Origin of the sequence: Thalassobaculum litoreum DSM 18839, from assembly GCF_900102465.1 — a bacterium.
Classification (GTDB): Bacteria; Pseudomonadota; Alphaproteobacteria; order Thalassobaculales; family Thalassobaculaceae; genus Thalassobaculum; species Thalassobaculum litoreum.
In genome coordinates, this window is record NZ_FNBW01000004.1 from 240,997 (window position 1) to 254,770 (window position 13,774).

Consider the following 13,774-nt stretch of genomic DNA (forward strand, 5'->3'; position numbering starts at 1 on the left):
CTATTCGGCCGCCTGCTGCGTCTTCTTCGGGCGATAGACACCGACGAACGCGTTGGTGATCGGGTAACGCCGTTCCTTGCCGAAGGAGCGGCTGGTCAGCTTCACCCCCGGCGGGGCCTGGCGGCGCTTGTATTCCGCCCGGTCCAGCAGGCGCCAGACCTTCAGCACGGTCTCGCTGTCATAGCCCTTGGCGACGATGTCGGCCACCGGCGTCTCGTTCTCGATCAGCTCGGTCAGGATGCCGTCCAGCACCGGATAGGGCGGCAAGCTGTCCTCGTCCTTCTGATCCGGGCGCAGCTCGGCCGAGGGCGGCTTGGTAATGATTCGCTCCGGCATCACCGGCCCATCGGGGCCGAGGCAGTCGGCCGGTTTGGTGGCGTTCCGCCAGTGGCAGAGCGCGAACACCGTGGTCTTGTAGACGTCCTTCAGCACCGAATAGCCGCCGCACATGTCGCCATAGAGCGTGGCGTAGCCGACCGACATCTCAGACTTGTTGCCGGTCGACAGCACCATGTGGCCGAACTTGTTGGACAGGGCCATCAGGGTGATGCCGCGCGAGCGGGCCTGGACGTTCTCCTCGGTGATGTCGGGCTCCGTACCGGCGAACTGATCGGCCAGCATGGTCTCGAAGGCCTGCATCGCCGGGCCGATGTTCACGGTCGTGTAGTCGACCCCCAGCAGCTTCGCGGCGGCGGCCGCATCCTCCAGGCTGTGGTCGCTGGTATAGGGCGACGGCATCATCACGCAGCGCACCTTGTCCGGGCCGAGCGCGTCGACCGCCACGGCGGCCGACAGCGCGCTGTCGATGCCGCCGGACATGCCGAGGATGACGCCGGGAAAGCCGTTCTTGGTCACGTAGTCGCGCAGGCCGACGACCATAGCGCGGTAGGTCGCCTCCAGCCCGGTCTTCGGCTCCACCGTCTCGGTCGTCGCGCAGGACCAGCCGTCCGGGCCGCGGGTCCAGGTGGTGGTGACCACCGCCTCCTCCCAGGCCGGCAGATGGGCGGCGACCGTGCGGTCGGCGTTCAGCACGAAGGAGGCGCCGTCGAACACCAGCTCGTCCTGGCCGCCGACCTGGTTCAGATAGACCATCGGCAGCCCGCTCTCGACCACGCGGGAAGTGGCGTGCTGCAGGCGGTTGTCCAGCTTCTGGCTGTCGAAGGGCGAGCCGTTGGGAACCAGCAGCAGTTCGCCGCCGGTCTCGCTCACGCATTCGACCACGTCCGGCGTCCAGATGTCCTCGCAGATCGGCACGCCGATGCGCACCCCGCGCACGTCCATCGGGCCCGGCATCGGGCCGACATCGAACACCCGTTTCTCGTCGAACACGCCGTAATTCGGCAGGTCGACCTTGTAGCGGGCGCCCTGCACCTTGCCGCCGTCGAGCAGCACCAGGGCGTTGTACAGCTTGTCGTCCTCGGCCCAGGGGGCGCCGAGCAGGATCGCCGGCCCGCCATCGGCGGTTTCGGCTGCCAGCGCTTCCACCGCGTCGCGCACCTCGGACACGAACATCGGCTTCAGCACCAGATCCTCCGGCGGATAGCCGCAGGCGTAGAGTTCCGGCGTCAGGATCACATCGGCACCCTCGGCCGCCGCCTGGGCGCGCACGCGTCGCAGCTTGGCGAAGTTCCCCTCGATATCGCCGACGCGCGGGTTTAGCTGGGCCAGGGTGATGATGAGCTTGTCTGTCATGGCGAAACAGTTAGCGCGGCCTGCGGGCCGGGGCAATGCGGATCAGGCGGTCGGCGCGGTTGTCATTGCGGCGGTCAGCCGCTGGACGCCAGGGATTCGAGGTCGCTGCCACCCACCGTATAGGGCAGCCAGGTGCCGCTGCGGGTCAGGCCGAGGCGGGAATAGAAGTCGCGGGCCTTGTTGTCGGTCTTCACCGAGAGGTCGAGCTTGACGCAGCCATGGTCGATCGCGACCCGGGCGAGCGAGGCCATCAGCCGACGGCCGAGGCCGGTGCCGCGCAGGTCGCCGTCGACATACAGGTCCTCGACGTAGAGCTTCGGCCGTCCGGCCCAGGTCGAATAGACGAAGTAATAGACCGCCAGGCCGACCGCCGTGCCGTCGGCCCGCTCGGCGATCATCGCCCGGAAATAGGGGCGCTCGCCGCTGCCGTCGCGGCGCAGGTCGTCGACGCTGCCGGTGACGTAGTCGGCGGCCTCCTGCACCTGGGCCAGGGCGCGCACCAGACGGCGGACGGCTTCGGCGTCGTCCTCGCCGGTCTCCTCGGGGGCCCGGAACCGGGCGGGTCTGATCGTGATGTCCATGGCGATGATGCTATTCCCGCAACACCTGGGACGCCAACCGCTTTCCTTTCCGTGCCGTCAGGTCTTTGACGGATCGTCGATCGTCGCTAAGCTGCCGTCTCTGTTACGTTTCCCGGCGGGTCCCCGCATTCATGGCGAACCGGTACATTCAGGACTTGAAGCGGCTGGTCGGCAACGACCAGGTGGTCATGGCCGCCGTCGCGGTGGTGGTCGGCGGTGCCGCGGCCGGCGGCGCCATCCTGTTCCGCGAGGCCATCGACTTCCTGCAGCTGCTGTTCCTGGGCTTCCGCTCCGACCGGGTGGCGACCTTCGCGGCGGAGATGGAGTGGTGGCGGCTGATCCTGGCGCCGGTGATCGGCGGTCTGCTCGTCGGGCTGTTCTGCAAATACGTCATGCCCGGCGGCCGGCCCCAGGGCGTCGCCAACGTCATTGAATCCAGCGCGTTGCGGGTCGGGCGGATGTCCATGCGGCAGGGGCTCGGCGCGGCGGTGATCAGTGCCACCTCGATCGGCTGCGGCGCCTCGGTCGGCCGCGAGGGGCCGGCGGTGCATCTCGGCGCCTCGCTCGCCAGTTTCCTCGGCCGCCAGCTCAACCTGACCCGCAGCCAGGCCCGCACCCTGCTCGGCTGCGGCGTGGCGAGCGCGGTGGCCGCCTCGTTCAACGCGCCGATCGCCGGGGTGTTCTTCGCCCTTGAGGTGGTGATCGGCCATTACGCGCTGTCGGCCTTCGCCCCGATCGTCATCGCCTCGGTCTTCGGGACGATTCTGTCGCGGATCTGGTTCGGCGACTTTCCCGCCTTCGAGGTGCCGGGTCACCAGATCACCTCGTTCCTGGAGTTCCCTGCCTTCGTCATCCTCGGCGGCGTCTGTGCCGTGGCGGCTATCGCGCTGATGCGGGTCGCCGCCTTCGTCGAGGTGCAGGGACAGCGCCTGCCGCTGCCGCGCTGGCTGCACCCGGCCCTGGCCGGGCTGGTGGTCGGCGTGGTGGCGCTGGAGTTTCCCGAGATCCTGGGCGTCGGCTACGAGGCGATGGACGGGGCGCTGAACGAGGCCGAGGGCTACGGCCTTGAGCTGATGCTCACCCTGGCGGTGCTGAAGATCCTGATGACCGCCCTGTGCCTCGGCGCCGGGTTCGGCGGCGGGGTGTTCTCGCCCTCGCTGTTCATCGGGGCGATGATCGGCGGCGCCTATGGCATCGTCGCCGCCATTCCCTTCCCGGATCTGGCCTCCGGGCACGGCGCCTACACGCTGATCGCCATGGGGGCGGTGGCGGCGGCGACCCTGGGGGCGCCGATCTCCACGATCCTGATGATTTTCGAGATGACCGGCGACTACAAGCTGACCGTCGGCGTGATGATCGCCGTGGTCATCGCCTCGGTCATCACCCGGGTGTGGCACAGCCCGTCCTTCTTCACCGACCAGCTCCGCCGACGCGGGGTGCATATCCATGGCGGCCACGACGTCACCGCCCTGCGCAACCTGAAGGTCCACGACCTGATGCAGCAGGATCACGTTTCCGTGAAGATGGATGCCGGCCTCGACAGCCTGCGCAACCGGCTGCGTCTGGCGCCGATGAACGAGCTGTTCGTGATCGATTCGGACGAGAAGCTGGTCGGCACCATCACCCTGGCCGATCTGGGCGAGGTGGCGTTCGACCTGTCCCACGACCGCGAGTACACGGCGATCGATCTGGCCCGCAAGCATCCGCCCTTCCTGGAACTCGGCGACGACGTGGAGAAGGCGATCCGGCGCTTCTCCGAGGCGGAGGAGGGGCTGCTGGCGGTGGTCGATTCGGCGGCGCGGATGCGCCTGATCGGCTGCCTGCACGAGCGCGACGTGATGCGGGCCTACAACCAGGCGCTCATCACCCAGCAGGCCGAGGAACACGGCGAAACGATCTGATGGCTTGAGGGCGATGCAAGTACGGGGGGTGCCGAAGCACCCCCCGTTTCCCCGTGAACCGCAGGCACATGGGACCGGCTCAAGACTGCACCGAGCGATCCGGGGGATCCTTGCGTCCGGCCCTTCGGCACGGCGCCGACCGGGCTTCCTCTCCCTACGAGGCGGATCTCAGAACGGACTTCTAAGATAAACGTTATAATAAAACGTTAAATTCTATTAATTTCTCAACGATGATGAATGGCACGAGCCGGCCGCGGATCGATATGTCCGGATTGGCGGGCCCGGACCCCCATGACAGGCGAGTTAGGTCTGCCGATGTTCCGGCGGGATGTTATATGGTCGGGTCATGGCTGATCTGTTCTCGAATGATGATAAGGGCGGGATCGACCCGACCGGGTATCGGCGTCCGTCCGGCCCGGCGCCGGCCTATCCCGGCCCCGGACATGCGCCGGCGGCGATCGGCGCGCGCGGTGGGTATCTCGACGGCCTGAACGAGGGCCAACGGGCGGCGGTGGAGGCGTTGGACGGCCCGGTGCTGGTGCTGGCCGGCGCCGGCACCGGCAAGACACGGGTGCTGACCACCCGGCTGTCGCACCTGATGGCGATGGGCAAGGCCAAGCCCTGGAACGTGCTGGCGGTGACTTTCACCAACAAGGCCGCGCGGGAGATGAAGGAGCGTGTGGCCAAGATCGTCGGCCCGGCCGCCGAACAGGTCTGGCTCGGTACCTTCCACGCGCTCTGCGCCCGCATCCTGCGCCGGCATGCGGAGCTGGTCGGTCTCAAGTCGAACTTCACGATTCTCGACGCCGACGATCAGGTCCGGCTGTTGAAGCAGGTACTCCAGGCCGAGAACGTGGACGACAAGCGCTGGCCGGCCCGAGTGGTCATGGGCGTGCTGCAGCGCTGGAAGGACCGGGGCCTGACCCCCGACAAGATCGGTGTGGCCGAGGCCGGCGACATGGCCGGCGGCAAGCTGCAGGCGATCTACAAACAGTATCAGGACCGGCTGACCACCCTGAACGCGGCCGATTTCGGCGACCTGCTGCTGCACTGCCTGACCCTGTTCCAGACCCGGCCCGAGGTGCTGCAGCAGTACCAGACCCAGTTCCGCTACATCCTGGTGGACGAGTATCAGGACACCAACGTCGCCCAGTATCTCTGGCTGCGGCTGCTGGCCCAGAGCCACAAGAACATCTGCTGCGTCGGTGACGACGACCAGTCGATCTACGGCTGGCGCGGCGCGGAGATCGGCAACATCCTGAAGTTCGAGAAGGACTTCCCCGGCGCCAAGGTCGTGCGGCTGGAGCAGAACTACCGCTCCACCTCGCGCATCCTGGCCGCCGCCTCCGACCTGATCGCCCATAACGAGGGGCGGCTCGGCAAGACCCTGTGGACCGAGGGTGCGGACGGCGACCACCTGACCGTGCGCGGCGTGTGGGACGGCGAGGAGGAGGCCCGGGTCGTCGGCGACCGGATCGAGGACCACCAGCGCGCCAAGGTGCCGCTGCGCGAGATGGCGGTGCTGGTCCGCGCCGGCTTCCAGACCCGCGAGTTCGAGGAACGTCTGATCACGCTCGGCGTGCCCTATCGGGTGGTCGGCGGTGCGCGGTTCTACGAGCGCAAGGAGATCCGCGACGCCATCGCCTATCTGCGGGTGATCGCCCAGCCGGACGACGACCTCGCCTTCGAGCGGATCATCAACACCCCGGCCCGCGGCATCGGCAAGACCACCGAGCAGGTGCTGTTTCAGCATGCCCGGTCGTCCAACGTGCCATTGACCCTGGCGGCCGAGCAGTTGGTGCAGAGCGACGAGCTGAAGCCGGCGGCGCGCCGGGCGGTCGGCAGCCTGATGGGCGATTTCGCGCGCTGGCGCGAGGCGTCGCAGAGCGAGGATCCCTCCGACCTCGCCCGCATGGTACTGGACGAGAGCGGCTATACCGCCGCCCTGCAGAAGGACAAGTCGCCGGAAGCGCCGGGCCGCCTGGAGAACCTCAAGGAGCTGGTCACCGCCCTGGAGGAGTTCGAATCCCTGGGCGGGTTCCTGGAGCACATCTCCCTGGTCATGGAGAACGCCGAGGCCGCCGACGGCGAGCAGGTCAGCCTGATGACCCTGCACGCCGCCAAGGGCCTGGAGTTCGACGTGGTTTTCCTGCCGGGCTGGGAGGAGGGCATGTTCCCGAACCAGCGCGCGCTGGACGAGAACGGTGCCGCCGGCCTGGAGGAGGAGCGGCGGCTCGCCTATGTCGGCCTGACACGGGCGCGCAAGAAGGTCGAGATCGTCTTCGCCGCCAATCGCCGGGTCCACGGCCTGTGGCAGAGCGCGATCCCCTCGCGCTTCGTCTCCGAGCTGCCGAGCGAGCATGTGGAGATGATCAGCGAGGCCGGGCTCTACGGGTCGGGCAGCGGCGGCTACGGCAGTAGCAGCTATGGTGGCGGCCGGGGCGGTTATGGCCGGCGCGACGGCGTCAGCTACGATGACGACGAGGCCAAGCTGCCGGCCTGGGACAGCGCCGGACGGTCCGCCGGTAAGGTCGCGGGCCGCGGCCCCGGCTACATGCGGCGCGGCGGCGGGTCCATCCGCACCCGCGCGCCGGTGATCGACGGCGAAGGCTATACGGTCAACCGCTCCAAGCCGGCCAAATACGCCGTGGACGAGCGGGTGTTCCACCAGAAATTCGGCATGGGCACCGTGACCAAGGTCGATGGTGACAAGCTGGAAGTCGAGTTCGACCACGCCGGGCACAAGAACGTGGTCGACACCTTCGTCTCCAAGCCGTAAATCCGGCGGCCATGAGCTCTCTTTGGCGCATCGCCCTTACCGTGCCGGCCAAGGCTTCAGAAGTCGTGGCCGACGCCCTGTCGCCCTTCGTGTCCGCCGTGACCGCGCTGGAGGATTCCCCCGGCGGCACCTGGACGGTCGAAGGGATTTCCGAGGACGAACCGGCACGGCCGGCGATCACCGCCGCGCTGGCGCTGGCCGCCGCCACGGTCGGCACGCCGCCGCCGGACACGGTGATCGAGCCGCTGCCGGACGTGGACTGGCTCGCCCTGAACCGGCAGTCCTTCCCACCGATCCGCGAGGGCCGGGTGTGGATCCGCGGCTCCCATGTGGCGGACGCGGCACCGGCCTCCAGCATTGAGCTGCTGATCGACGCCGCCCGCGCCTTCGGCTCCGGCAGCCATCCGACGACCGCCCTGTGCCTGCGGGCGATCCAGGACCTGGCGAAGCGGCGTACCCCGCGCAACGTGCTCGACCTGGGTTGCGGCTCGGGCATCCTGGCGATGGCGCTGGCCAAGCTGGTGCCGTCGGCGTGCACCCTGGCGGTCGATCTCGATCCGGTGTCGGTGGCGACGGCACGGGAGAACGCGCGGATGAACCGGGTCGCCCGCCGGATCGACACCCAGGTCTCCAACGGCTGGCGTTCGCCGGTGGTGCGGGCCAAGGCGCCGTTCGATCTGGTGGTGGCGAATATTCTGGCGGGACCGCTGGCCGAGATGGCGCCGTCCCTGAAGCGTGGATTGGCACCGGGCGGCATCGCCATCCTGTCGGGCCTGCTGAACCAGCAGGAGCGTTGGGTGATCGCCGTGCATCGGGCGCAGGGCCTGCGGCTGATCCGGCGCTACCGGCGCGACGGCTGGAGCGCGCTGGTCTTCGCGCGGGGGTGAGCCTCTTTACCGCACCGCACAAAAAGCAACGGCCGGCACATGATGTGCCGGCCGTTTTGCATCAAACCGCCCGATAAGGGGGAGGGGGTCAGGCGGCGTGACGCACGTCGGTGTTCGCGGCCGTGCCGAAGGCGGCGGCGCGCAGGTGCGGCTCGACCGGGTTGGCGGTCTTCGGCGCCGTGGCGGAAGCGTAGGTCTCGCTCGGGGTGCCGACGACTTCGACGTCGACGCGGCGGACGACACCGGCCCGCAGGGCGGACAGGTCGAGGCCGATATCGGCGAGCATGCGCGGGCTCAGGTCCTCGACCGCGGCCATCGTGCGACGATGGGCGAGGCGGGCGCTGAGGCTGCGGAAGGCACGGCCGATCAGGTCACGAATGTAGGCGCTCTGCATGGCCCGTGCCCGAGCGACCAGCGCGGACGGGTTCTCCGGCAGAGCCGAAGGCACGCGCAGGATATCGTTCTGGGTGGACATCGGGTTTCTCCTTGGAACATCAGACCGGGCTGCTGCCCGGCTGTTACTGCCCCTAATCTGGTCAGAATCGCTCCGGGCACCACTTGGATTTTTGCGCTGCAGCATTGCATTTGACGCATGGCTATGGGGGTCAGATATGCGTGAAATGGCAGCCAGCCATGCGGCGGCGCGCATCGGACCGAATCTGATACGATGGCGGCTGCGGCGAGCCGACTTGGATCCAGGGACGTCATGTATCGATCAGAAACTGTCTCCGTCGCGGTGGAGCGGGATGCTGCCGCCCTGTACGAGGCCTTCTGGCGGCCGGAGCGGTTCCCGTCCTGGGCCTCGGGGCTGAGCCAGGCGGCACTGCGACCGGGCGAGGACGGGTGGAAGGCCGACGGGCCGGAAGGTCCGATCACCATCCGCTTCTGCGACCACAATCCCTTCGGTGTGATGGATCACTGGGTCGATCTGGGCGATGGGCGGGTGGTCTATGTCCCGATGCGCATCGTCGCCAATGGCACAGGCAGCACGGTCACGCTGACGCTGTTCCAATATCCCGACATGGGCGACGAGATTTTCGCCCGCGACCTGGACTGGGTGCGCCGGGACCTGGAGACGCTGAAATCGCTGGCCGAGCACGGCGGCTGAGCCGCGCCGTTCACCCGCCGATCAGTTTCAGCCAGTCCTCTTCGCTGAGCGTGGCCACACCCAGGGCTTCGGCCTTGGCCGCCTTGGAGCCGGCATCGGCGCCGACGACCACATAGTCGGTCTTCTTCGACACCGAGCCCGCGACCTTGGCCCCGAGAGCTTCCGCCCTGGCCTTGGCCTCGCTGCGGCCGACGGTCTGCAGGGTGCCGGTGAACACCACCGTCTTGCCGGCGACCGGGCTGTCGGCGGCGGTCGGCGCGGCAAACGCCTCGATGGTCAGCTCGCCGTCGAGGTCGTCCAACACCGCGCCGTTATGGGCTTCGGAGAAGAAGTCTATCAAATCCTTGGCCACGGCACTGCCGATCTGATCGATATTGATCAGGTCGGCATAGGCCTCGCTCTCCGGATCGGCGGCGGCCGTCATCGCCTGGCGCAGGGCGTTCAGGGTGCCGTAATGGGTCGCCAGCAGCCGGGCGGTGGCCTGGCCCACCTGGCGGATGCCGAGCGCGTAGACGAACCGATCGAGGCCGATGGTGCGCCGGTCCTCGATCGCCGCCAGCAGCTTGTTGGTCGAGGTGATCTTCGTGCCCTCGCGGCCGATCAGTTTGCGGCGGTGCTCCTTCAGCCGGAAGATGCTGGCCGGGCTGTCGATCAGCCCGTCCTCATAATAGGCCTGGATCTGCTTCGCCCCGAGGCCTTCGATGTCGAAGGCATCGCGGCTGACGAAATGCTTCAGCCGCTCCACGGCCTGAGCCGGACAGATCAGACCGCCGGTGCAGCGGCGTACCGCTTCGCCTTCCGGGCGCGGCGCCTCGGAATCGCAACGCGGGCAATGGTCCGGGAAGACGTACTCCTTTGAGTCCGCCGGCCGTTTCTCGGTGATGACGCGGACGACCTGCGGGATCACGTCTCCGGCGCGCTGGATCACGACCGTGTCGCCGACCCGGATGTCCTTGCGGCGGATCTCGTCCTCGTTGTGCAGCGTCGCGTTGGTGACGGTGACGCCGCCGACCTTCACCGGTTCCAGCCGGGCGACGGGGGTGAGCGCGCCGGTGCGGCCGACCTGGATGTCGATCTCGCGCAGCACCGTTTCGGCCTGTTCGGCCTTGAACTTGTGGGCGATGGCCCAGCGCGGCGAGCGGCTGACCATGCCGAGCCGCTGCTGCCAGTCCAGCCGATCGACCTTGTAGACCACGCCGTCGATGTCATAGGTCAGGTCGTGGCGCCCGTCGCCGATTCTGGCATAGACCGCCAGCGCCGCGTCGGCGGTTTCGCACAGCTCGGAGAGCGGGTTGGTGGTGAAGCCCCAGCTCCCCAGCTTCTCCAGGAATTCGTGGTGGCTGTCGGCGAAGTCCTCGCTGATCTCGCCCCAGGAATAGGCGAAGAACCGCAGCGGCCGGGACCGGGTGATCTCCGGGTCGAGCTGGCGCAGGGAGCCGGCGGCGGCGTTGCGCGGGTTGGCGAAGATCTTCGCGCCGGCCTCGGCCTGCCGCTCGTTCAGGGCGACGAAATCGTCCTTGGTCATGTAGACCTCGCCGCGCACCTCCAGCACGTCGGGCACGCCGTCCGGCAGGGTCTTGGGGATGTCGTCGACGGTTTCCAGGTTGCGGGTGATGTTCTCGCCCTCGGTGCCGTCGCCGCGGGTGGCCCCCTGGACCAGCTTGCCCTTCTCGTAGCGCAGGGCGGCCGACAGCCCGTCGATCTTCGGCTCGGCCATCAGGGCGACGGTTTCATCCTCGCCGAGATTAAGAAAGCGGCGGACCCGGCGCTCGAACTCGCGCACGTCCTCCTCGTCGAAGGCGTTGGCCAGGGACAGCATGGGCCGGGAGTGGCGGACCTTGGCGAACCCCTCGGCCGGGCCGGGGGCGACGCGCTCGCTCGGGCTGTCCTCGCGCTTCAGGTCGGGGAAGCGCTCCTCGATCGCCTGGTTGCGCAGGCGGAGCTGGTCGTATTCCGCGTCGGTCAGGTCCGGCGCGTCCTCCTGATGGTAGAGCCGGTCCGCCTCGGCGATGGCGTCGGACAGGCGGGCCAGCTCGGCCTTGGCTTCGGCCTCGCTCAGCTCTTCGACGGCCTTGGTCTCGATGTCGCTCATGCGGGTCGGTGCTCTGGACTTAACGCTGGGATTGGGACAGCAGGCTGTCGGCCGCCGCGCGGGCCTCGCTGGTGACGGCGGCGCCGGACAGCATGCGGGCGATCTCCTCGCGGCGCTGCTCGGTGCTCAGGCGGACAACGTCCGTGGCGGTCATCTGGTTCTGCACCCGCTTGGCCACGTGCCAGTGATGGGCGCCCTGGGCGGCGACCTGGGGCGAGTGGGTGACGACCAGCACCTGCAGCCGGGTCGCCAGCCGCGCCAGCCGGTCGCCGACCGCGGCGGCCACGGCTCCGCCGACGCCGGAATCCACCTCGTCGAACACCAGGGTCGGCACCGGGCTCGCCTCGGCCAGCACGACCTTGAGGGCCAGCAGGAAGCGCGACAGCTCGCCGCCGGACGCGATCTTCGACAGCGGCCCCGCCGGCATGCCCGGGTTGGTCGCGACCTGGAAGGCGACGGCGTCGAGCCCGGCCGGCCCCCAGCGGCCCTCGTCCTGGCGGCTCACCATGGTCTCGAACCGGGCCTTGTCCAGCTTCAGCGGCGGCAGCTCCTTGGAGATTGCCGAATCCAGCTTCGCGGCGGCGGCGGCGCGGGCCTTGGACAGGATCTCGCCGGCCTCGGCATAGGCGCGCCGCGCCTTGTCCTCGGCGGCGGTCAGGGCGCCGATCTCCCCACCCTTGCCGTCGAGGGCCGCCAGATGGTCGGCGAAGCGGCGATGCACCTCCGGCAGGCGGTCGACCTCGACCCCATGCTTGCGGGCGAGGTCGCGCAGGGCGTGCAGCCGGTCGTCGATCTCGGTGAGCGTGCCGCCATCGGCCTCGATATCGGCGGCGGCGGCAGCGATCTCGGCGCCGGCGTCCTGCAGTTCGGCGGCGGCCCGGTCCAGGGCGGCAAGCGCGGTGTCCAGGCGCCCGCCGGCCCGGTCCGCGACCCGTTCCAGCGCGCGCTGGGCCCGGGCGACGGCGTTGTCGGCGCCACCATCCTCGGCGATCGCCGCACTGGCGGTGTTCAGCGCCTCGACCACGGCCTCGGCGTTCATCAGCATCGACCGGGTCTCGGCCAGCCGGGCCTCCTCGCCGACCTCCGGCGCGAGCTGGTCGAGCTCGGCGACGGCGTGGCGCAGATAGTCCTCGTCGGACCGGGCCTTCTCCAGGTCGGCGCGGGCGGTCTCCAGCGCCACCAGGGCGGTGCGCCAGGCGCTCCAGGCCGTGGCAACGGCCTCCGCCTGCCGTCCCAGGCCGGCGAAGGCGTCCAGGGTGTCGCGGTGGGTGGACGGGTCCATCAGGCCGCGCTGGTCGAACTGGCCCTGGATCTCGACCAGCACGTCGCCCAGCCGGCGCATCAGGCCGACGCTGGTGGGCTGGTCGTTCACATAGGCACGCGAGCGGCCGTCGGCGGTGACGACGCGGCGCAGGATCAGCGCGCCATCGGACGGGGCCAGGTCGGCGTCGCCCAGCACGGCGTCGACGGCCGACGGGTCGGACAGTTCGAAGGCGGCGATGACGGTGGCCTGGTCGGCGCCGTGGCGCACCAGTCCGGAATCGGCGCGCTCTCCCAGGGCCAGGCCCAGGGCGTCCAGCAGGATCGACTTACCGGCACCGGTCTCGCCGGTCAGGACCGACAGGCCCGGCTCGTAGGCGAGGTCCAGGCGGTCGATCAGCACCACGTCCCGGATCGAGAGCGACGCCAGCATGGGCTTAGAACGGACCGACGCCCCAGCCGAACCACCCGTCGTCGCCGGACTCCGCCGTGGTCCGCGCCCGGCCCTTGGTCGCCAGCGAATAGGCGTCCTCGTACCAGTCGGTGCCCGGGTAGTTGTAGCCGAGCACGGAGGCGGTGCGCTTCGCCTCCTCGTCGAGGCCGAGGGCGACATAGCATTCCGTCATCCGCAGCAGGGCCTCGGGCACCTGTTCGGTGGTGTCGAATTCGGTGGTGACGCGCTGGAAGCGGTTGATGGCGGCGAGATACTGGCCCTGGCGCATGTACCAGCGCCCGATGCTCATCTCCTTACCGGCGAGGTGGTTGCGGGCGAGGTCGATCTTCAGGCGGGCGTCGCGGGCGTATTTCGAATTGGGGAAGCGCTGCACCACTTCCTCGAAGGACGACAGCGCCTCGCGGGTCAGCTTCTGGTCGCGCCCGACATCGACGATCCGCTCGTAGTAGCACAGGCCCTTCAGATAATAGGCGTAGTCGACGTTCGGATTGCCCGGGTTCAGCTGGATGAACCGGTCGAGCGCGGCCACCGCGTCGTCGTAGTCGTTCGACTGGTACAGTGCATAGGCCGACATCAGCTGGGCCTGGGTCGCCCAGACCGAATAGGGATGCTGGCGTTCGACCTCGTCGAACAGCGGGGCGGCTTCCTTGAACTCGCCGGCCAGCGCGGCGTTGTAGGCGTCGTTGTACAACTCCTCGACCGGACGCTCGACGTATTCCGGATCGTCGTCGGTGGAGCTGCACGCAGCGAGGGCGGCGACCAGGGCGATCGCGGCAAGGCGCGGGATGAAAGTTCTGAGCGGCGACATCAGCGGGACACGTCCGGTTGCGCGGATGAGCGCAATGTAAGGCGGCGGGGGGATGGAGGGAAGGGGAAGTGGGGGTGCCGCGTTTGAAGGCGGCTTTCCGGCCGTCTCAAGGTGCGTTCCGGGGCAGGATGCGGTCCGGATATCGCCGGTGCCGGAAAATCGAAAGCCCCGCCGAAGCGGGGCCTGCGATCAAGATTGAGATGATCCGAAAG

General features: G+C 68.8%; 10 protein-coding genes. 4 read left to right on the top strand and 6 right to left on the bottom strand.

Annotation, left to right across the window (positions count from 1 at the left end; all coding sequences use genetic code 11):
* Together BLS34_RS08350 and BLS34_RS08355 are read right to left on the bottom strand one after the other, a co-directional pair.
* Positions 1-1,692, bottom strand: coding sequence for an NAD+ synthase (locus BLS34_RS08350; RefSeq protein WP_093149558.1), 1,692 nt, complete (start codon positions 1,690-1,692; stop codon positions 1-3).
* Positions 1,693-1,766: 74 nt separating this feature from the next.
* Entirely contained in the window at positions 1,767-2,273 is a 507-nt protein-coding gene (locus tag BLS34_RS08355; RefSeq protein WP_028793377.1) for a GNAT family N-acetyltransferase, read from the bottom strand.
* 131 nt (positions 2,274-2,404) lie between these two features.
* Between BLS34_RS08355 and BLS34_RS08360 the strand changes: the two genes are divergently transcribed.
* The 3 genes from BLS34_RS08360 to BLS34_RS08370 all read left to right on the top strand — a co-directional run bounded on the left by BLS34_RS08360 (position 2,405) and on the right by BLS34_RS08370 (position 7,840).
* Complete coding sequence (locus BLS34_RS08360) at positions 2,405-4,174, top strand: chloride channel protein (RefSeq protein ID WP_028793378.1); 1,770 nt, start codon at positions 2,405-2,407, stop codon at positions 4,172-4,174.
* Between the two features lie 346 nt (positions 4,175-4,520).
* Entirely contained in the window at positions 4,521-6,953 is a 2,433-nt protein-coding gene (locus BLS34_RS08365) for an ATP-dependent helicase (RefSeq protein ID WP_093149560.1), read from the top strand.
* Between the two features lie 11 nt (positions 6,954-6,964).
* Positions 6,965-7,840, top strand: a complete 876-nt coding sequence (locus tag BLS34_RS08370) for a 50S ribosomal protein L11 methyltransferase (protein WP_093149562.1) — start codon at positions 6,965-6,967, stop codon at positions 7,838-7,840.
* Positions 7,841-7,928: 88 nt separating this feature from the next.
* Here BLS34_RS08370 and BLS34_RS08375 read toward each other — a convergent pair whose 3' ends face one another.
* Positions 7,929-8,315, bottom strand: coding sequence for a YjiS-like domain-containing protein (locus BLS34_RS08375; RefSeq protein ID WP_093149564.1), 387 nt, complete (start codon positions 8,313-8,315; stop codon positions 7,929-7,931).
* A 231-nt stretch (positions 8,316-8,546) separates the two neighbouring features.
* Between BLS34_RS08375 and BLS34_RS08380 the strand changes: the two genes are divergently transcribed.
* Positions 8,547-8,948 carry an SRPBCC family protein gene (locus BLS34_RS08380; RefSeq protein ID WP_093149566.1) on the top strand — a complete coding sequence of 134 codons (402 nt, stop codon included), beginning with the start codon at positions 8,547-8,549 and terminating at the stop codon, positions 8,946-8,948.
* 10 nt (positions 8,949-8,958) lie between these two features.
* Here the strand turns inward: BLS34_RS08380 and ligA are convergent, their stop codons facing one another.
* Genes ligA through BLS34_RS08395 form a run of 3 tightly spaced genes read right to left on the bottom strand, consistent with a single transcriptional unit; the run spans position 8,959 to position 13,562 of the window.
* A complete protein-coding gene (gene ligA / locus BLS34_RS08385) occupies positions 8,959-11,040 on the bottom strand; it encodes an NAD-dependent DNA ligase LigA (RefSeq protein ID WP_093149569.1) in 2,082 nt (693 codons plus the stop codon).
* 19 nt (positions 11,041-11,059) lie between these two features.
* Positions 11,060-12,733: a DNA repair protein RecN gene (gene recN, locus BLS34_RS08390; protein ID WP_093149571.1), complete on the bottom strand. Its 1,674-nt coding sequence runs from the start codon at positions 12,731-12,733 to the stop codon at positions 11,060-11,062.
* Between the two features lie 4 nt (positions 12,734-12,737).
* Entirely contained in the window at positions 12,738-13,562 is an 825-nt protein-coding gene (locus BLS34_RS08395) for an outer membrane protein assembly factor BamD (protein ID WP_051244069.1), read from the bottom strand.
* Positions 13,563-13,774 lie beyond the last annotated feature (212 nt).

Bases quoted from the DNA above. Each gene is read 5' to 3' on its own strand.
- BLS34_RS08375 (WP_093149564.1), bottom strand. From the start codon at position 8,315: ATGTCCACCCAGAACGATATCCTGCGCGTGCCTTCGGCTCTGCCGGAG.
- BLS34_RS08370 (WP_093149562.1), top strand. From the start codon at position 6,965: ATGAGCTCTCTTTGGCGCATCGCCCTTACCGTGCCGGCCAAGGCTTCA.
- BLS34_RS08380 (WP_093149566.1), top strand. From the start codon at position 8,547: ATGTATCGATCAGAAACTGTCTCCGTCGCGGTGGAGCGGGATGCTGCC.
- ligA (WP_093149569.1), bottom strand. From the start codon at position 11,040: ATGAGCGACATCGAGACCAAGGCCGTCGAAGAGCTGAGCGAGGCCGAA.
- recN (WP_093149571.1), bottom strand. From the start codon at position 12,733: ATGCTGGCGTCGCTCTCGATCCGGGACGTGGTGCTGATCGACCGCCTG.
- BLS34_RS08395 (WP_051244069.1), bottom strand. From the start codon at position 13,562: ATGTCGCCGCTCAGAACTTTCATCCCGCGCCTTGCCGCGATCGCCCTG.
- BLS34_RS08355 (WP_028793377.1), bottom strand. From the start codon at position 2,273: ATGGACATCACGATCAGACCCGCCCGGTTCCGGGCCCCCGAGGAGACC.
- BLS34_RS08365 (WP_093149560.1), top strand. From the start codon at position 4,521: ATGGCTGATCTGTTCTCGAATGATGATAAGGGCGGGATCGACCCGACC.
- BLS34_RS08360 (WP_028793378.1), top strand. From the start codon at position 2,405: ATGGCGAACCGGTACATTCAGGACTTGAAGCGGCTGGTCGGCAACGAC.
- BLS34_RS08350 (WP_093149558.1), bottom strand. From the start codon at position 1,692: ATGACAGACAAGCTCATCATCACCCTGGCCCAGCTAAACCCGCGCGTC.